Consider the following 17,761-nt stretch of genomic DNA (forward strand, 5'->3'; position numbering starts at 1 on the left):
ACGCTACCCGGCGGCGTGCGGCACCCCGCTCTAGGCTGATGACATGGCCTACCCTTCGCCGCTGTCGCAGCCGCATCCGGGGGCGGGCGCCCCCATCTCGCCCGCGGGGTCGCCGCCGGCGACCGTGCCCGTCGGCTCCCGCCGCACCGGGGGTGCGCTCGTCTGGATCGGCGGCGTGCTCGCACTCGTGCTGGTGGGCCTGATCGCGTACTTCCTGAACTTCCTCGGACCGGGCGCGTCGACCGTGGGAATGATCCTCGCGCTCGTGCCGCTCGCGGTCGTCTGGACGGTCGTACGCCTGATCGATCGCTGGGAGCCGGAGCCGCGCGGAATCGTCGTGTTCGCCGTCGCCTGGGGTGCCATCGCCGCCGTCGCCATCGCCTTGGGCGTCGACCTCGCGCTGACGTTCGTCGTCGGCCCGCTGCCGGCGGAGTTCTCCTCCGTCGTGCAGGCCCCCGTCGTCGAGGAGGTCGCGAAGGGCCTCGGGGTCTTCCTCATCTACATCGCCGCCCGGCGGTCGTTCGACGGACCCGTCGACGGCATCGTCTACGGGGCGCTCGTCGGTGCGGGCTTCGCCTTCACCGAGAACATCCAGTACTTCGCCATCAGCCTCATCGAGGGGGGCCTCGCCCAGGCGTCGACGACGTTCTTCCTCCGCGCGATCCTCTCGCCCTTCGCGCACGTCATGTTCACCGCGCTGATCGGCTTCGCGTTCGGGCTGGCCGCCCGGCGGTCGCTGTCCGCCGGTGGGGCGTTCGGCTACGGGCTGGTCGGGCTGGTCGGAGCGATCCTCCTGCACGCGCTCTGGAATGGGTCGGCGGTGTTCTCGGACTTCTTCGGGCTCTACGTGACCGTGCAGGTGCCCCTTTTCGTGCTCTTCATCCTCGGGGTGCTGCTGCTGCGCCGGGAGGAGTCGCGTCTGACGCGGGCCCGGCTCGGCGAGTACGCCGCGGCGGGGTGGTTCACCGAGCAGGAGGTGGGGATGCTGGCGACCGGACCCGGTCGTCGTGCAGCGCTCCGGTGGGCGAAGACGCTGAACGGCGACCGCACGCGGGTCATGCGGCGGTTCATCGCCGACGCGACCGCGCTCGCCGCGGCACGACAGCGGGCGCTGTCGGGCCGCGACCCTCATGCAGCGACGGTGGAGCGGCAGCTGCTCGAGCGTGCGACCCGGGCGAGATCGGAGCTCTTCGCCCCCTGAGGGGCGAGCCCGGTTCTCACCGGGCCGCCACCGCGTCGAGGGGCGCGCGCCAGAACGCGAGCTCGTGCGCGGCCGACGCCCGGAACGCCTCCGCCATCACCGCGCGACGCAGCGGCGCTGCACCGGCGGCCGCGGCGGTCACGATCCCGATGGCCGTCCGCGTCGCCTCGGCGAACTCCGGCGCGGCGTAGGTATCGAGCCAGTCACGGTAGGGGTGCCCTTCGACACCGAGCGGATGCAGCCGGCTCCCCACGTCGTGATACAGCCAGTAGCAGGGGAGCACCGCCGCGACGAGGCGCTCGTAGTCGCCGCTGTCGGCGGCCGCGCCCAGGTGGTCGAGGTAGGCGGTGGTCGTGGGACTGGCCTGCGCGGGCACCCCCTCGCCGAGACCGAGCCACTGCTCGTGAAGGGCCATCTCGGTCGCCACGGCAGCGTGAGCGCCGGTGATCCAGAACGTCTGCTCCCGAGGGGTCGGCGCGAGACGGGACGCCTGAGCCAGTACGCGCGAATACTCCCGGAGGTACAGGGCGTCCTGGGCGAGGTACCAGGCGAACGCTCTCCGATCGAGTGTCCCGTCGCCGAGCGATCGGATGAAGTCGAGCCCGTCGATCGCGTCCCGCACCCCGGCCGTGCTCCGCCACCACTCGTCGGCGATCTCGTCCGGCGACGGCATGGTGTCGAGGCCGCCGCGCGCCCAGAGCCCGGCGAAGTGGCTCACCGGTCCGTGCCCGCCCCCGACATCGAGTGCGGATCCGTGGCGGATGCTCTCCGACAGCCAGCGCAGGGCGAGATCCGTCGCATCCGACCAGGTCGCGCCCGCCCCGCGGCGTGTGGCGATCGCGGAGGACAGGGAGCACCCCGTCCCGTGGGTGTTGCGCGTCTCGATGCGCGGCGAGCGGTAGTCGCTGACGCGGCCGTCGGGCTCCACGAGTGCGTCCCGGAGGTCGGGACCCTCGAGGTGCCCGCCCTTCGCCAAGACCCGCACGCCGTGGCGCCGGGCGAGCTCCTGCGCCTGGTCGACCACGGCGTCGCCGTCCGACGCCGGCTCCCGATCGAGCAGGATCGCGAGCTCCGGCACGTTGGGTGTGACGAGGTCGGCGTCCGGCAGGAGGAGTCGCAACGCCTCCTCGGCCCCCGGGTCGAGCAGGCGGTGCCCGCTGGTGGACACCATGACGGGGTCGAGCACCACGACGGGCGGACGCGCGGCTGCGAGCCACTCGCGCACCGTCTCGATGACCTCGACGTCGGCGAGCATGCCGATCTTCACGGCGTCGATCGATACGTCGTCGCTGACCGCGTGCAGCTGCTCGGCGAGGAACGAGGTCGGCGGGCGGTACACCGACCGCACGCCGTGCGTGTTCTGCGCGACGAGCGCGGTGACGGCAGCCATCCCGTATCCGCCGTTGGCGGCGATGCTCTTCAGGTCCGCCTGCACACCGGCGCCGCCCGTCGGGTCGGTGCCGGCGATGCTGAGCACCCGGGGGACCACGGCGCTCATCGCCCGGTCTCCCACGCCGATCGCAGCGACGCCGCGGCGACGGAGGGGTCGGATACGCCGCAGACGGCCGACACGACAGCGATGCCGCTGACGCCCGCCGCCCGCAGCACCGGGGCATCCGTCGCGGTGATGCCGCCGATGGCGACCACCGGCAGCGTGCTGGCGGCGGCCAGACGGCCGGTCGCTCGCAGCCCGAGGGGGTTCGCCGCATCCGGTTTGGTGCTCGTCGCCCGATACGGCCCGATTCCGAGGTAGTCGGCGTGGGGGGAGGCCTCGCGCATCTCGGCGTCGGTCGACACGCTCACGCCGATGACGCCCCCGGGGCCGATGAGCGTCCGAGCGATCGACGCCGGTAGATCCGACTGCCCGAGGTGGACGCCCGCCACGGCAGCACCGGCCGCGCGTGCGGCGAGGTAGACGTCGACCCTGTCGTTGACGATGACGGGCACGTGAGGGGGAGTGGCGGCGGCCACGGCGAGCACGGTGTCGAGGAACGCGCGCGCGGGAGCGTGCTTCTCGCGCACCTGCACGGCCGTCACGCCACCGGCGACCGCGGCTGCCACGAGATCGGGCAACCGGTGCCCCGCACGAGTCGCGATGGCGGCGTCCGTCACGAGGTACAGCGTCAGGTCGACGCTCACGAGAGCACGATCCGCTCGGCGACCGTCGCGCCGTCGAGCGAGGCGAGGGCGTCGAGGAACCCCACGGCGAAAGACCCGGGCCCGTCGGCTCCGCGCGCTGCGAGCTCTGCGGCGACCGTGTAGGCGGCGACGGCCGCCACGGAGGCCTCGAAGCGGTCGGGATGCGCGCCGGCGAAGGCGGCGAGCACCGCCCCGAGAGCGCATCCGCCGCCGGTGATCCGCGTGAGGAGAGGATCGCCGTTCGCGATGCGGACGACGCGCTCGCCGTCGGTGAGGAGGTCGACCGCCCCGGATACGGCGATGACCGCGCCGGTGGATCGCGCGAGCGAGAGGGCACCCTCGAGCGCGTCGTCGACGCCGTCGGCGCTGTCGACGCCGCGGCCGCCGGCACCCGCGCCCGCGAGCGCCAGAATCTCGGAGGGGTTGCCGCGCACGATCGACGGTCGCTCGTCGAGCAGCCGGTGGGCGAGAGCGGTGCGCACGGGCAGGACGCCGACGGCGACGGGATCGAGCACCCAGGGCGTGCCGCCGGCGCGGGCGGCGGCGACGGCCTCGACGGAGGCCGCCCGTTGCTCGGCATTCGGCGTACCGAGGTTGATGAGGACGGCGTCGGCCACGGCGGCGAACACCCCCGACTCCTCGGGGATGTCGACCATCGCGGGTGCCGCGCCGATCGCGAGCAGGGCGTTGGCGGTGAAGTTGACCACCACGCTGTTGGTGACACACTGGACGAGGGGCGCGGCGGAGCGCACCTCTCCGACGGCGTCTCGGACGGATTGCAGAAGTGCAGGCGTGATCGTCACGCTCGACATCCCTTCGCTAGTACGAACTAGAGCAGGTTCTCCGGGTGTGATCTCAGCCCCTCGTCGTGAGGGGCACCCCGTGCCAGTGGACCCATCGTTGCATACGCGACGAGGTGCTCGGGATGCCGATGCGGGGCGGGCGCCCCGCGGGGTCTTGACAGGGCGGGAGGCTCGGAGCATCCTGAATCAAGACCAACTCAGCGCTCGGTAGTCACGCAGGCATCGCCGCGGCACCGGGCGCTGAGTGGTGTCAAGGGCAGTCACGGGCGGTCCGATCATGCTTGGATGGATGCATGACTGATGCGACAAAGCCCGAGATCGACGCCCCCCAGGGCCCGGCGCCCACCGACCTCGTCATCCGCGACATCACCGTGGGCGACGGCGACGAGGCGAAGCCCGGCGACACCGTCACGGTGCACTACCTCGGGGTCGAGTACGACACCGGCGAAGAGTTCGACTCGTCGTGGGGGCGCGGTGAGAGCATCCAGTTCCCGCTCCGCGGCCTCATCCAGGGATGGCAGGACGGCATCCCGGGAATGAAGGTCGGCGGCCGTCGCGAACTCGTGATCCCGCCGCACCTCGCCTACGGCCCGGCCGGGGGTCACTTCCTCGGCGGCAAGACCCTGATCTTCATCATCGACCTGCTCAAAGTCGGCTGAGACCGGTTTCCCCGAGACCCGGGTGCGCTTCGGCGCCTCGGGTTTCGTCGTTTCTGTATTCGGTGGAATACATTCGACAGTGCCGTCGTTCAGTCGACAGGAGCCGATCGAACCGGCGCCCCCACCACTCGAGGAGAACCATGACCGACACCACCACGCTCGACGTCCCCGGCTACAAGGCCGGCACCTGGGCTCTCGACCCCGCACACAGCGAGGTCACCTTCAGCGTCCGCCACATGATGATCTCGAAGGTGCGCGGCGCCTTCGGCGTGAAGAGCGGCACCTTCGTGACGACCGAGAACCCCCTCGAGTCGACGGTCGAGGCGACCGTCGATGTCGCATCGATCGACACCAAGGACGAGGGCCGCGACGGCCACCTCCGCTCGGCCGACTTCTTCGACGTCGAGAACTTCCCGACCATGGAGTTCCGCTCCACCGGCGTTCGCGTCGAGGACGGCGACATGCTCGTCGACGGCGACCTCACGATCAAGGGCACCACCAAGCCCGTCACGTTCTCGTTCGAGTTCGGCGGCTTCGGCACCGACCCGTGGGGCAACTACAAGGCCGGCGCGACGGCCAAGACGGTCATCAACCGCGAGGACTTCGGTCTGACGTGGAACACCGCCCTCGAGACCGGTGGGGTCCTCGTCGGCAAGGACGTCACCATCGAGCTCGACCTCCAGGGTGCGCTCCAGGCGTAAGACGGCGCACAGCGAAGGGGCGGATGCTGACAGCATCCGCCCCTTTCGCGTACCCGGTCAGGCGAGCACCGGTCGTCGCCGACGCAGGCGGTCCTGCGCGAGGAGGATGCCGAGGAAGACGATGAGCGCCCCGACCGGCTCGTTCCAGGCGAGCGGCTCGCCGAGGACCACCATCCCGAGAACGACTCCGACGATGGGGGTGATGTAGGTCACCGTCGAGGCCCGGGTCGGCCCCCAGGCGCGCAGGGCGTTCTGGTTCCAGATGTAGGCGACCCCCGTGCCCAGGCAGCCGAGCATCAGCATGCTCGTGATGACCCACGGGCTCCATTCGATGGGGCCGACGGCGATGACGGGAGTGAGCACCAGCATGACCGTCGCGGCGAGCGCGATGTAGGTGAAGGCGAAGCTGAGGGGGGAGAGCCCGCTGTTCGCGAGGAAGCGACGCATGTAGGCGAGGCCGATGCCGTAGCAGGCGGTGGCTCCGAGGATCGCGAACTGGGCGACCAGGCTCTGGTCGAGATCGAGGCCCTGCCACGGACCGACGATGACGAGCACGCCGAGGATTCCGAGAACGATGCCCGTGATCTGCACGGGCTTCAGGCTCTCGACGCGGAAGACCGCCCAGGCCATGACCGCCGTCATGATCGGCGTGGTGGCGTTGTAGATGCTCGCGAGACCCGACGTGACGTGCTGCTGCGCCCAGGAGAAGAGCAGGAACGGAAGCACGCAGAAGACGATGCCGACCACGGCCAGGTGGAACCAGATGATCGGGCGGCGGGGGAGGCTCTCGCGCCGCAGAAGCATGAAGGCACCGAGTGTGAGGGCGCCGAGCACGAGGCGGCCCCACGCGACCTGCCCCGGGGCCAGGCCCGTCAGGGCGACCTTCATGAACAGGAAGCTCGACCCCCAGACGATGCCCGTCAGCGCGAACTGCACGGCGACGGAGGTCTGCGAGGGAGCGGCTGAGGGCGAGGGCACCCGCCGACTCTAGACCGCGGCACGGGCGCGGCGAGCCGGGTCGGACTGCGTCGTCCGTTTTCCGCCGGTCGCTGTCGCTCGCCCTACGGTTCGGGGTGGTCGGCGTCGTAGGAGCGGAAGCGCGGGTTGAGACGTACCAGCAGGCCCACCAGCGCGATCACGATCATGCCGCCGATCAACGGGGGGAACCACAGTGCGGTGAAGGTCGCGAGGGTGCCGGCGTAAAGCGCCCCGAGGCGAGGACCGCCGGCGACGACGACGATGAAGATGCCCTGGAGGCGCCCGCGGATCGCGTCGGGGACGGCGGCCTGCATCATCGTCGAGCGGTAGATGGCGCTGACGTTGTCGGCCCCGCCGGCGATCGCGAGCGCCACGGTCGCGAGCGCGATCGCGGCCAGATTCGGCGAGGAGTCGCCGACGATCGCGGGCGCCGGCCACCCCAGAGCCGCGGCCAGCAGCACGAGGCCGAAGAGCGCCATGGCGGCGCCGTAGACGTAGATGGCGCGCTCGATGCCCAGCCCCTGGCGTCGCACCCGCCCGATGGGACCGGAGAACAGGCTCGACAGCAGCACGCCCGCCGCGATCGATGCCGTGAGCGCACCGGTCGTGATCGCGCCGCCGCCCAGCAGCACGGCACCGATCGCCGGGAACAGCGCGAGCGGCTGACCGAAGGTCATCGCGACGATGTCGAGGATGTACTGCAGACGGATGTTCGACGCGCGCCGGAGGAATCGCCAGCCGTCCCGCAGGGATTCGATGCCCGCCCGAACGACGGCGCCCTCGGGGCGGATGCGGGGGAGCGTCCAGAGACCGAGGAACAGGCCGAGCATCAGCACGACATCGATGCTGTACGTCCACGCGTACCCGGCGACGGCGACGAGCACGCCCGCGAGCGCGGGACCGGCCATCACCATCACGCCGGTGCTCACGCCCTGCAGCGCGGCGGCGGCGGGGAGGAGTTCACGGGGGATGAGCCGCGGGACGATCGCGGAGCGGGTGGCGAGCACGATCGAGTTAGCCGCCGAGTTGACGATGCTGAGCACGTACAGCCACCAGACGGTCTCCGCCCCCGTCCACGCGAGGGCTGCCAGCAGCGCCGTGGAGGCGAAGGTGACGGTGGCAGCGATCAGTGCCACGGTGCGGCGGTCGAACGCGTCGGCGAGCATTCCGCCGTACAGGCCCGCGACGATCATCGGCAGAAGCCCCGCGACCGCGATCATCGCCACGGCGAAGGTGTCGCCGGTGAGGGCGAACACGTGCAGCATCACCGCGACGACGGTCAACTGCCCGCCGAGGCCCGCCAGCAGCGACCCGATCCAGAGGCGGGCGAACGCCGGTACGCGCAGCGGACGCAGATCCATGAAAGAGCTGCGGCTGAGGCAGGTGGCCATCACCTCTTCGTCCGGGGGAGGCAGTGGCGCAGACGCATCCTTCGAGGCTACCCCGGCCCTCCGGGAGCGGGTTCGCCGCAGCATCCGTTCGCTGGTAGACTCATGCGGTTGCCGTTGGATCGGCCGCGGAGAAAGAGAGCCCACGCATTCGGCGTCGGGCGCCGCGCAACAAGCTGAAAGGGGATCCCATCTATGCCACTCGAGTCTGACGCCAAGAAGGCGATCATCGAAGAGTACGCGACGCACCCCGGTGACACCGGATCCCCCGAGGTGCAGGTCGCGATGCTGACGCAGCGCATCAAGGACCTCACCGAGCACCTCAAGGAGCACAAGCACGACCACCACTCGCGTCGTGGTCTGTTCTTGATGGTGGGTCAGCGCCGTCGTCTGCTCGGCTACCTCCAGGACATCGACATCAACCGTTACCGGTCGCTGATCGAGCGTCTCGGACTCCGCCGCTAGGCGGAGCAGCCGCTAAGCAGCACCGCGCTCCTAGCGTTCAATCGCTTTCTTCGAAGGCCTCCCCAGGTGTGGGGAGGCCTTCGTCGTTCCCGGGCTTCGAAGAACCGCGAGACGTCATCCGGGCTACGAGACTGCGCATTGCAGTGGAAGTCTCGTAGCTGGGATGACGTCTCGCGGTCAGAAGACGAGCGGATGCGGCGGGGTTACGCGCTCGCGGAAGCCGCGCGGGCGGCGACGAGGTCGGGGTGGTGGATCTCGGCGACGTCGGGGTGGGCGCGCAGCCGCGACTTCAGGGCGTTCTCGCCGTAGGTCGCGTGGATCGGGTTGGTGGGGTCCTCCGTGACGCCCCGGGCTGCGGCTGCGAGCTCGGCGGGGAGCTCGATGATCGGGAGCCGCGCGTCGAGTGCGGGGTTGAAGAAGAACGGCACCGAGATGCGGTCGTCGGGGTAGCGGGGCGAGATCACCCGGTGGTTCGTGGCGATCAGGTAGCCCTGGGTGGCGTACTCCAGGAGTTCGCCGATGTTCACGACGAACGATCCGGGTACGGGCGGGGCGTCCACCCACTGCCCGTCGCGCTGCACCTGCAGGCCCCCCTTGCCCGGTTCGACCCACAGCAGCGTCAGGACGCCGGAGTCCTTGTGCGCGCCGACGCCCTGCTGCGGGGTGGGATCTTCCTTGCCGGGGTAGCGCACGATCTTGATGAGGGTGGAGGGGTCGCCGAAGTGTCGGTCGAAGTACTCCTCGTCGGCACCGAGCGCGAGCGCCCAGGCGCGCAGCAGCTTGCGAGCGATGCCGGTGAGGCGGTCGTGCCACTCGGAGACGACCTCGCGCAGCTCGGGCTGGGCGGCGGGCCAGAGGTTCGGGCCGGTCAGTCGCTCGTAATCGGGACCGGGCGTCTCGATCGCGGCCCGCTCGGGTCCGACGTCGATCTGCTCGCGCCAGTCGACCTTGCCCTGGGTGCGCTCGCCGCCGACGCGGGTATACCCGCGGAAGTGGGGGCTCTTGACGTTCTCGATCGCCAGCTTGTCGGCGTCGGGCAGCTCGAAGAACTCGCGGGCGACGCGGTTGAGTCGCGCCTCGAGCTCGGGGGTCACGCCCGTGCCGACGAGGTAGAAGAAGCCGACGTCGTGCGTTGCGGCCCGGAGTTCATCGCGGAACCGGGCCGCAGCATCCGGCCCCTGGTCGAGGAGCGAGAGGTCGAGAACGGGCAGATTCAGATCGGACATGTGCCGAGACTAGGCGGGCCCGTGCGGACGTCGGTCGAATGTTGCAGAGGATTACCCGCGCCTCCCGCCGGTTGCGGGAATAGTCTCGGGACCGGAGCGTTGCACACAGTACATTCACGCGAATACACTTCGAACACAGCGTGAGATACGGAGAGCGATCGTGAACGACACCACCACCTGGCCCGGGATGCAGTTCGGCATCATGACGGTCAGCGACATCACGGAGGACCCGACCACTCGGCAGACGCCGAGCGAGGCCGAGCGCATCCAGAACACCCTCACCATCGCCAAGCACGCCGAAGAGGTCGGTCTCGACGTCTTCGCCCTCGGCGAGCACCACAACCCGCCCTTCTGGTCGTCGTCGCCCACGACGACGCTGGCGTACATCGCCGCTCAGACCGAGCGACTGATCCTCACGACCTCGACCACGCTCATCACCACGAACGACCCGGTGAAGATCGCCGAAGACTTCGCGATGCTGCAGCACGTCTCGGGCGGTCGCGCCGACCTCATGCTCGGGCGCGGCAACACCGGCCCGGTGTACCCGTGGTTCGGCAAGGACATCCGCCAGGGCCTGCCCCTGACGATCGAGAACTACAACCTCCTCCACCGCCTCTGGCGCGAGGACGTGGTCGATTGGGAGGGGCAGTTCCGCACCCCCCTGTCGGGCTTCACCTCGACGCCGCGCCCGCTCGACGGCGTGCCCCCGTTCGTGTGGCACGGCTCGATCCGCACCCCGGAGATCGCCGAGCAGGCCGCGTTCTACGGCAACGGCTTCTTCGCGAACAACATCTTCTGGCCCAAGGAGCACTACCAGCGCCTCATCACGCTGTACCGCGAGCGCTTCGCCCACTACGGACACGGCACGCCCGAGCAGGCGATCGTCGGACTCGGCGGTCAGGTCTTCATGAGCGCGAACTCGCAGGACGCCGTGAAGCAGTTCCGCCCCTACTTCGACAACGCGCCCGTCTACGGGCATGGCCCGAGTCTCGAGGACTTCTCGGAGATGACGCCGCTCACCGTGGGCTCGCCGCAGCAGGTCATCGACAGGTACGCCGCCATGCGCGAGACGTTCGGCGACTACCAGCGTCAGCTGTTCCTCATCGATCACGCCGGTCTCCCGGTGAAGACCGTGCTCGAGCAGCTCGACATCCTGGGTGCGGAGGTCGTGCCTGTGCTCCGCAAGGAGCTGCAGAAGAACCGGCCGGCCGAGGTGCCCGACGCGCCGACCCACGCCAACCTCGTCGCCAAGGCGTACGCCGACGGCGCGCCCCGCCAGGCGGTGCCGAAGGCCAACCGCGGTGACAACCTGACCGACGGCTCGCCCTACCGCGACGCCCCCGTCGCCGCCGGCAGCGCCTTCGGAGCCGCGGCCACGCGGACGGGTGCCTGAGATGAGCGCGCGCCGTATCGCGGTCGTGACCGCGGGGTTGTCGAACCCCTCGACGACCCGGATGCTGGGCGACCGCCTCGCCGACGCGACCGTGGCCGCCCTGCGTGCGAAGAGCACCGCGAGCGAGCCGACGGGGATCGCCGCGGAGGTCGACGTGTTCGAGCTGCGCGACTACGCGCACGACATCACGAACAACCTGCTGACGGGGTTCGCCCCGCCCGCGCTCGAGGCGATGGTCAACGCTGTCGTCTCGGCCGACGCCATCATCGCGGTCACGCCGATCTTCTCCACGAGCTACTCGGGGCTCTTCAAGTCGTTCGTCGACGTCCTCGACCCCGACGCTCTCACGGGCGTCCCCGTGCTGCTCGGTGCGAACGCGGGCACCGCCCGCCACTCGCTCGCGATCGATTATTCGATCCGGCCGCTCTTCACCTACCTGCACGCGAACCCGGTGCCCACCGGCGTCTTCGCCGCATCGAGCGACTGGGGCGCGAACGCCGACGGTGTCGCGCCGCTGGGCGCCCGCATTGATCGCGGGGCGCGCGAGCTCGCCGACGCGGTCGCCGCGCGCATGCCGGTGCGCGACGAGGATCCGTACGACCCCGCGACCTACCTCGGCGAGGGCCGATCGTTCGGACACCTGCTCGGCGGCCTCGCGGGGGAGTGACCCCGCTGCCGGGCTCAGCCCAGTGAGACGTCCGACGCCGTGGAGATCTCTCGCCACGGCGTCGGACGCACTCCCTCGCGCGGAAGGACGTCAGCGTCGATGAGAGGACCGAGGTCGAGTCCGCTCGCCGGAGCGATGTCGGCGATTGGCACCTGGAAGGTGCGGAACGCGCCGAGCGGCGCCACCGCCCGTGCCTCCTGCCGGGTGTCGACGAGATCGGTCTGATCGAGCACGAACCCGGCGGCCGCGAGCGGGTGGTCGGCGTCGCCGGTCGCCCAGGCCGCGATCTTCCAGAACCGCAGCGGAACCCGGATGCCGCGGTAGGGCGGATCGTCGTCGCCCAACACCGGGGCGGTGAACACCGAGAGCCTCACGTCCTGCGCCTCGGCGTGCTCGAGCACGTGGTCTTCGAGCCCCAGCCAGAGCTCCTTCGACTGGTTGAAGCCTGCCGCCTGAGGCGCCGCGTTCGTGTAGAAGAAGGTCGCCTCGGTCGCTCGCCGTGCCTCGTCGACGTCGCCCCACCCCGGATCGCGGCGTCTCACGAGGTGCCCGCGATCGAGGTCGTTGCGCGAGTAGACCTCCGGCCCGGTCTGCGCGTCGTCGGGTGCCCGGGGGTCGAGCCGCCAGTCGCCCGTGCGCGCGACCTCTCGCAGCCGAGCGCCGTCGATGTTCACCGCGGTTGCTCGCGCGAGGCGCCGTGACGGGTCGAGGACGACGCTGAACCGGGGGTAGGCGAGCGCGAGCGCCGGATCGGACGAAATCGGCAGCGGCACGGTGGTGCCGAGGAACAGGGGGTCGTAACCGTCGGTCGAGGGCGCAGCATCCATGTCTCCATCCTGCGGGTCCGCACCGACACGGCGGGGAACAGCCGGTGAACCCTCGGGTCGCGGCGGACGGGCTGTCTGTCAACGGTTCGCGATCCGTCGGACGGTCGTGTGGACTGGGCGCATGGACAAGGACGGCAAACCCCCCATCACCCCCGGACCCGAGCCCGACACGACGACCGCAGCCGAACCCGACGACCCGGGCGAGCCCGAAGACGAGCACGACGCACCCCACTGACCCGTGTCGTTCGTGAAGGAGCGCCCCGGCGCCCCGGACGGATTCTTCGAGGCCGAAGCCGCCGGGCTCGCCTGGCTGCGTGCCGTCGACGGCGGCCCCCGCGTGGTCGGCGTCCACGACGTCGCCCACGATCGCATCTCACTCGAGCGGGTCGCCGAAACCCGACCGGATGCGGCGACGGCGAGCGCATTTGGACGGGCGCTCGCCGTCCTGCACGACGCGGGGGCGGCGGCGTTCGGGGCACCGCCGGATGGGTGGGACGGTCCGGTCTTCATCGGCAGCCGGCGCCAGCCGTGCCACCCCAGCCCCGCGTGGGGCGCGTTCTACGCCGAGCAGCGCGTGCGTCCGTTCCTCGGCCCGGCGGTCGAGGCGGGCAACCTCTCGACGGCCGACGTCGACGTCGTCCATCGCGCGTGCGATCTGATCGCGGCCGGAGCGTTCGACGACGCCGACCGGCCCGCGCGGTTGCACGGCGACCTGTGGGCGGGCAACGTGCTGTGGGCGCGCGACGGTGTGGTCCTCATCGACCCGGCCGCGCACGGCGGTCATCGTGAGACCGATCTGGCGATGCTCGCCCTGTTCGGGTGCCCCTTCCTCGATCGCGTCCTCGCCGCATACGACGCGCGGCACCCGCTCGCGCCGGGGTGGGGCGACCGCGTGCCGCTGCATCAGCTGCATCCGCTCGCGGTGCACGCCGCCGGGCACGGGCCGGCGTACGGGGCCGCTCTCGCCGATGCCGCCGAGCGCACGCTCGCGCTCGTCTAGAGCATGCCGGTGCGTCGCCCGCGCCGAGCGAGCAGCGCGTCGATCGCCAGCCCGATGCCGATGGCGACGACGACCGAGACCACGACCGCGACGATCGGCCCGCCGGGCACGACCGAGGCGACGACCGCTCCGATGAGCGCCTGGTACGCGGCCCATCCCAGCGCTGCGAGTCCGGCGACGGCCACGTAGCGAGGAGCCGGCACGCGGGATGCGCCGGCCGTCAGGTTCACCGCGAGGCGCGCGAACGGGATGAACCGTGCGGTGAAGAGCACGAGGGCGGTTCGCCGATCCAGGCGCGTCCGCGCCCACGAGAACGCCGCCTGCACGCGGGGCCGACGCATCCATCCCCACCGCTCCAGTCCGATCCACCGCCCCCCGAGATAGCAGCCGACGTCGCCGAGCAGGGCGCCGGCGGTGGCGACGACGATGACCGCGACGAGGGGCGGAGCGCCGCTGGAGACGGCGAGCGCCCCGAAGGCGGTCACCGCGGCTTCGCCGGGGATCACGACGAGGAACGCATCGCCCAGCACGAGCACGAACATCAGCGGAAGCGCCCAGGGGCTCGAGGCCACCTGGGCCAGCACCTCGTCGATCACCCGCACTGCCTACCACGTCCGCGTGAACGGCGAACGTCTCGCCGACCGGCCGGTGACGCCGCGGGGTAGATCAGGTGAACTCTCGGCGATCGGGGCGTTCCCGGCGCGTGCGGGCGCCGAATTGCCCTCACCCTGGAGGCGTGAGAGTCGCGCTGCTCGCCGAATCCTTCCTCCCGCACATGAACGGGGTCACAGGCTCCGTCCTCCACGTTCTCCGGCATCTCAACGCGCAGGGCCACGAGACGCTCGTCATCGCCCCGCGTGCGGGGGAGGTGACGACCGACCTCCATGGCGCCCGCACCGAGCTGCTGCGCTCCGTGCCGCTCCCGTCGTATCCCGAGGTGCGGGTCGTGTTCGCCCGCGCGGCTCGGCTCACCGCGCTGCTGCGCAGCTTCCAGCCCGACGTGGTGCACCTCGCCTCGCCGTTCGTGCTCGGTTGGCAGGGGATCGCCGCGGCGGATGCGCTCCGCATCCCTACTGTGGCGATCTACCAGACCGACGTCATCGCCTACGCGCAGAAGTACGGGGTCTCGCAGGCCACCGCGTTCGCCCGTTCGCACGTCTCGCGCCTGCACCGGCGCGCCACCCTGACGCTCGCGCCCTCTTCCGCGTCGACCGCTCAGCTCGAGGAGCTCGGGGTCGACCGCATCCGTCGATGGGGCAGAGGCGTCGATGCGGTGCGTTTCGATCCGGCCCACCGCAACGAGACCTGGCGTCGCACCGTCGCTCCGGCGGGCGAGGCGATCATCGGCTATGTCGGGCGCCTCGCCCCTGAGAAGCAGGTCGACGATCTTCGGGCGCTCGCCGACCTGCCGGGCACCCGTCTGGTCGTCGTCGGCGACGGTCCGTCGCGCTCGGGACTCGAGCGGATGCTGCCGGACGCCGTGTTTACCGGACACCTGTCGGGCGCGGAGCTCGGCGAGGTGATGGCCGGATTCGACGTGTTCGTGCACCCGGGCGAGAGCGAGACGTTCGGGCAGACCATCCAGGAGGCGCTCGCCAGCGGTGTCCCCGTCGTCGCGACCGGAGTGGGCGGTCCGCTCGACCTCGTGCGCAGCAGCATCGACGGCTGGCTCTACCGACCCGGCGACCTCGACGACCTGCGTGCGCGCGTCTGCGACCTCGTGGGCGACCCCGCGAAGCGTCGCGCGTTCGCCCGGGCAGCGCGCGAGAGCGTCGCCGGTCGTACGTGGGATGCCCTGGGCGCGCAGCTCGTCGGGCACTACCGGGAGGCGATCGCGCTCCGACCCATGGACGACGGCCTGCCTGCCCGAGGCCGCCATCGACCGGTGATCGCCGCACCCGCGGTCTCGCGGCCGTGGCGGCGATACGTCGCGCTGGGCGACTCGATCACGGAGGGGCTGTGCGACGGGTCGCGCATGCCCGACGGCGAGTACCGCGGGTGGGCCGACCGGCTCGCGTCGCTGCTCGCGGCATCCAGCGACGGGGTGTTCCGGTATGCGAACCTCGCCGTCCGCAGCCGCAAGATGAAAGACCTCGTCGAGGAGCAGCTGCCCCGCGCGCTGACGATGCGCCCCGACCTCGTCTCGATCCTCATGGGGTCGAACGACCTCGTCGGACCGAAGGTCGACATCCCCGCGCTCGTGGCGCAGCTGGAGGGGGCCGTGCGCGAGGCGCGGGGGACGGGCGCAGACGTGCTCCTGGCGACCGTGTTCCTCCCCCGACGCCGCGCGGCCGCGCTCTTCGCGCGGCGATTCGCGACCTTCAACTCCGAACTGCGTCGGATCGCGGCGGAGACCGGCGCGATCCTGCTCGACCTGGAGGCGACGCCGGCGCTGGGTGAGCTCCCCCTCTGGTCGGACGACCGGGTGCACCTGCGCCCGGCGGGGCACCGCCTCGTCGCCTACCGCGCGGCCGACGTGCTGGGGGTACCCGACGCCGAGGCGCTCAGCGACCTCGACGAGGCGTTCCACTCCGACGAGATGCCTATGCCCGGGTCGTGGCTGCGCCGCGATGCGCTGCCGTGGGTCTGGCGGCGGCTGCACGGGCGCACGGCCGGCGACGGACGCATCGCGAAACACCTGACCTACGTCGAGCTTCCCGGGCGCGGGCGGCGCAAGCGGGTATCGAGCACCTGACGGTCGTGTGTCACTCCCCGACGGGAGGGAGCTCCTCCTCGGGCAGGTCGCCCTCGAGCGGTTCGGCGTCGTTCTCGTCGGCGATCTCGGGCAGGCTCGTCGCCTCGTCGTCGATCTCCTCGAAGGTGGGCTCGAAGACCATGATCCGGCTCAGCCGCTCTTGCGGCGGCTGAAATCGCGGTTGCCGCTGGCCGGACCCTTGGTGGAGTGCACCGCCGAGTCTCCGTCGAGGTGGGCTTCGCCCGAACGCTGGTGGGCGTTCTTCTTCTCGAGAGCCTCGCGGAACTTGCGCTTCATGTCATCGGATGCTGCGCCTGCGGGCTTTTCCTCGGTACTCATGTCCCCACCCTAGGTCGGTCGGGCCGCTCAGTACCACCCGGTGCGCTCGGAGTGATCCCATGCGCCGCACGGAGATCCGTAGCGGGAGGCGATGTAGGACACTCCCCACGAGATCTGCGTCGCCGCATCCGTGCGCCAGTCGGGGCCGGAGGCGGCGAGCTTCTCGGCGGGATACGCCTGGGGGATCCCGTAGGCGCCGCTCGACGGGTTGCGCGCCTGCACGCGCCACCCCGACTCGCGGTTCCACAGGCGCACGAGGCAGGAGAACTGCTCGTCGCCCCACCCGCGGGCGGCGACCATCGGTCGCGCGATCGCCTGCGCTTGGGCGGGCGTGGCGATCGGCGCGCCCGCGGGAGGCGCGACGGGGGGTGGCGCGGGGGTCACGGGAGCCGGGGGAGACGTGACGGGCGTCGTCGGGGCGGGGGGCGTCGTCACCGGCGCGCCGGCGGCCGGCTGCGCCGCCTGTTCGGCGATCGCGCGCTCTGCGCGCTGGGTCTTCGCTCGGTCGACCGTGGTGCGCTGCGCTGCGGCGAGCTGAGCGTACAGCGCGTCCAGATCGCTCCGAGCCGACGCGACGGCGGCGGTCTCGGCGTCGACCATGCCACGGGCACGGGTCGCGGCCGCCTCGGCCTCGGTCGCGAGCCGGTCGCGTTCGGCACGCACCACGTCGGCCTGCGCCCGCTGTGCGGCAGCCGCGTTCGCCGACTCGCGCGCCGAACGCGCGAGCTGCGCCGAGAGCCTTCCCGTCCTCTCCGCCGTGCTGAGTCCGGAGAGCAGACTCTCGGGGTCGGCGGAGGTGAGCACCCGGGCGAGCAGGGGGCCGCCGGCCGAGGCGCGGGAGAGGGAGACGGCCACGGCGACCAGGCGTGCGTCGTACGCCGACGCTGCGGCCTCAGCCGCCCCGACCTGGTCGTCCAGCGCGGTGGCGCGTGCGCTCGCCGCCTCGGCCGCCGCGCGGGCGGTCTGTGCGGCGGCCTCGGCGACGAGGGCGTCGTCCGATGCGCGGGCGGCCGAGGCCTCCACGGCGGCGAGCTCCGCTTCGATCTCCGCGACCGTGGCACCGCTCGCCGGGGTGGCGGCGGTCAGCAGCATCCCGATCACCAGCACGACGACGAGCGCGCTGTGACTCGAGTGACGGGAGGGACGCATGGGGCAAAGGTAGACGGTTCGAGCGGCACGGCGCCACACCGGATCTCGCGGCTCGCCCCGCACCGGAGCGGCGGCGCGGAGCGGTGCGCTGGTAGGCTGGGTCGGGTTGCCTCGGCAATCCGCTCAATTAC

The 17,761-nt window shown here is 71.4% G+C and carries 19 protein-coding genes and 1 riboswitch; of the genes, 8 read left to right on the top strand and 11 right to left on the bottom strand.

From position 1 onward, the window contains the following. The first annotated feature begins 43 nt into the window (after nucleotides 1-43). The gene (locus FVP77_RS03515; RefSeq protein ID WP_147893274.1) at nucleotides 44-1,201 is read left to right on the top strand and encodes a PrsW family intramembrane metalloprotease; all 1,158 of its coding nucleotides are present in this window, start codon (nucleotides 44-46) and stop codon (nucleotides 1,199-1,201) included. A 16-nt stretch (nucleotides 1,202-1,217) separates the two neighbouring features. Here the strand turns inward: FVP77_RS03515 and FVP77_RS03520 are convergent, their stop codons facing one another. The 3 genes from FVP77_RS03520 to thiM form a co-directional block, all read right to left on the bottom strand. Continuing rightward, on the bottom strand, nucleotides 1,218-2,699 hold the full coding sequence (locus tag FVP77_RS03520; RefSeq protein WP_147893275.1) for a bifunctional hydroxymethylpyrimidine kinase/phosphomethylpyrimidine kinase: 1,482 nt from the start codon (nucleotides 2,697-2,699) through the stop codon (nucleotides 1,218-1,220). After that, nucleotides 2,696-3,340, bottom strand: coding sequence for a thiamine phosphate synthase (thiE, locus tag FVP77_RS03525; RefSeq protein ID WP_222707689.1), 645 nt, complete (start codon nucleotides 3,338-3,340; stop codon nucleotides 2,696-2,698). The genes FVP77_RS03520 and thiE overlap by 4 nt, the downstream gene beginning before the upstream one ends. Next, a complete protein-coding gene (gene thiM / locus FVP77_RS03530) occupies nucleotides 3,337-4,152 on the bottom strand; it encodes a hydroxyethylthiazole kinase (RefSeq protein ID WP_187266803.1) in 816 nt (271 codons plus the stop codon). Before thiM ends, thiE begins: the two co-directional genes overlap by 4 nt. After that, nucleotides 4,135-4,233, bottom strand: a riboswitch (TPP riboswitch). Its footprint overlaps the gene before it by 18 nt. A 203-nt stretch (nucleotides 4,234-4,436) precedes the next feature. On the opposite strand from thiM, the gene FVP77_RS03535 reads away from it, so the two are divergent. Then, a complete protein-coding gene (locus tag FVP77_RS03535) occupies nucleotides 4,437-4,802 on the top strand; it encodes an FKBP-type peptidyl-prolyl cis-trans isomerase (protein ID WP_116647370.1) in 366 nt (121 codons plus the stop codon). 140 nt (nucleotides 4,803-4,942) lie between these two features. After that, nucleotides 4,943-5,503, top strand: a complete 561-nt coding sequence (locus tag FVP77_RS03540; RefSeq protein ID WP_147893276.1) for a YceI family protein — start codon at nucleotides 4,943-4,945, stop codon at nucleotides 5,501-5,503. A gap of 57 nt (nucleotides 5,504-5,560) precedes the next feature. Here the strand turns inward: FVP77_RS03540 and FVP77_RS03545 are convergent, their stop codons facing one another. Both FVP77_RS03545 and FVP77_RS03550 read right to left on the bottom strand, forming a co-directional pair. Next, a complete protein-coding gene (locus FVP77_RS03545) occupies nucleotides 5,561-6,481 on the bottom strand; it encodes a DMT family transporter (protein ID WP_246133954.1) in 921 nt (306 codons plus the stop codon). Between the two features lie 83 nt (nucleotides 6,482-6,564). Further along, nucleotides 6,565-7,872: an MFS transporter gene (locus FVP77_RS03550; RefSeq protein ID WP_147893277.1), complete on the bottom strand. Its 1,308-nt coding sequence runs from the start codon at nucleotides 7,870-7,872 to the stop codon at nucleotides 6,565-6,567. 192 nt (nucleotides 7,873-8,064) lie between these two features. Between FVP77_RS03550 and rpsO the strand changes: the two genes are divergently transcribed. Beyond that, nucleotides 8,065-8,334 carry a 30S ribosomal protein S15 gene (gene rpsO / locus FVP77_RS03555; protein ID WP_056121136.1) on the top strand — a complete coding sequence of 90 codons (270 nt, stop codon included), beginning with the start codon at nucleotides 8,065-8,067 and terminating at the stop codon, nucleotides 8,332-8,334. A gap of 203 nt (nucleotides 8,335-8,537) precedes the next feature. On the opposite strand, the gene FVP77_RS03560 is transcribed toward rpsO, so the two are convergent. Continuing rightward, entirely contained in the window at nucleotides 8,538-9,560 is a 1,023-nt protein-coding gene (locus FVP77_RS03560; RefSeq protein WP_147893278.1) for an isopenicillin N synthase family dioxygenase, read from the bottom strand. 187 nt (nucleotides 9,561-9,747) lie between these two features. Between FVP77_RS03560 and FVP77_RS03565 the strand changes: the two genes are divergently transcribed. Further along, entirely contained in the window at nucleotides 9,748-10,953 is a 1,206-nt protein-coding gene (locus FVP77_RS03565) for an LLM class flavin-dependent oxidoreductase (RefSeq protein ID WP_147894419.1), read from the top strand. 1 nt (nucleotide 10,954) lies between these two features. Next, entirely contained in the window at nucleotides 10,955-11,620 is a 666-nt protein-coding gene (locus FVP77_RS03570) for a CE1759 family FMN reductase (RefSeq protein WP_147893279.1), read from the top strand. 14 nt (nucleotides 11,621-11,634) lie between these two features. Here the strand turns inward: FVP77_RS03570 and FVP77_RS03575 are convergent, their stop codons facing one another. Next, nucleotides 11,635-12,447, bottom strand: coding sequence for a DNA/RNA non-specific endonuclease (locus FVP77_RS03575; RefSeq protein ID WP_147893280.1), 813 nt, complete (start codon nucleotides 12,445-12,447; stop codon nucleotides 11,635-11,637). A 238-nt stretch (nucleotides 12,448-12,685) separates the two neighbouring features. Between FVP77_RS03575 and FVP77_RS03580 the strand changes: the two genes are divergently transcribed. After that, the gene (locus tag FVP77_RS03580) at nucleotides 12,686-13,447 is read left to right on the top strand and encodes a fructosamine kinase family protein (protein ID WP_187266804.1); all 762 of its coding nucleotides are present in this window, start codon (nucleotides 12,686-12,688) and stop codon (nucleotides 13,445-13,447) included. Here FVP77_RS03580 and FVP77_RS03585 read toward each other — a convergent pair. Beyond that, complete coding sequence (locus FVP77_RS03585; protein ID WP_246133955.1) at nucleotides 13,444-14,043, bottom strand: DedA family protein; 600 nt, start codon at nucleotides 14,041-14,043, stop codon at nucleotides 13,444-13,446. The genes FVP77_RS03580 and FVP77_RS03585 overlap by 4 nt on opposite strands. A 140-nt stretch (nucleotides 14,044-14,183) precedes the next feature. Here FVP77_RS03585 and FVP77_RS03590 point away from each other — a divergent pair, with 140 nt between their 5' ends. After that, nucleotides 14,184-16,142 carry a GDSL-type esterase/lipase family protein gene (locus tag FVP77_RS03590; RefSeq protein ID WP_147893281.1) on the top strand — a complete coding sequence of 653 codons (1,959 nt, stop codon included), beginning with the start codon at nucleotides 14,184-14,186 and terminating at the stop codon, nucleotides 16,140-16,142. A 10-nt stretch (nucleotides 16,143-16,152) separates the two neighbouring features. On the opposite strand, the gene FVP77_RS17135 is transcribed toward FVP77_RS03590, so the two are convergent. The 3 genes from FVP77_RS17135 to FVP77_RS03600 are packed head-to-tail and all read right to left on the bottom strand — an operon-like array spanning nucleotide 16,153 to nucleotide 17,630. Continuing rightward, nucleotides 16,153-16,284 carry a hypothetical protein gene (locus FVP77_RS17135; protein WP_281290303.1) on the bottom strand — a complete coding sequence of 44 codons (132 nt, stop codon included), beginning with the start codon at nucleotides 16,282-16,284 and terminating at the stop codon, nucleotides 16,153-16,155. Nucleotides 16,285-16,292: 8 nt separating this feature from the next. Next, nucleotides 16,293-16,481: a DUF5302 domain-containing protein gene (locus tag FVP77_RS03595; RefSeq protein WP_116647361.1), complete on the bottom strand. Its 189-nt coding sequence runs from the start codon at nucleotides 16,479-16,481 to the stop codon at nucleotides 16,293-16,295. Nucleotides 16,482-16,508: 27 nt separating this feature from the next. Next, complete coding sequence (locus FVP77_RS03600) at nucleotides 16,509-17,630, bottom strand: aggregation-promoting factor C-terminal-like domain-containing protein (protein WP_147893282.1); 1,122 nt, start codon at nucleotides 17,628-17,630, stop codon at nucleotides 16,509-16,511. Nucleotides 17,631-17,761: the final 131 nt, after the last annotated feature.

The organism is Microbacterium hatanonis (genome assembly GCF_008017415.1).
Taxonomy (GTDB): Bacteria; Actinomycetota; Actinomycetes; order Actinomycetales; family Microbacteriaceae; genus Microbacterium; species Microbacterium hatanonis.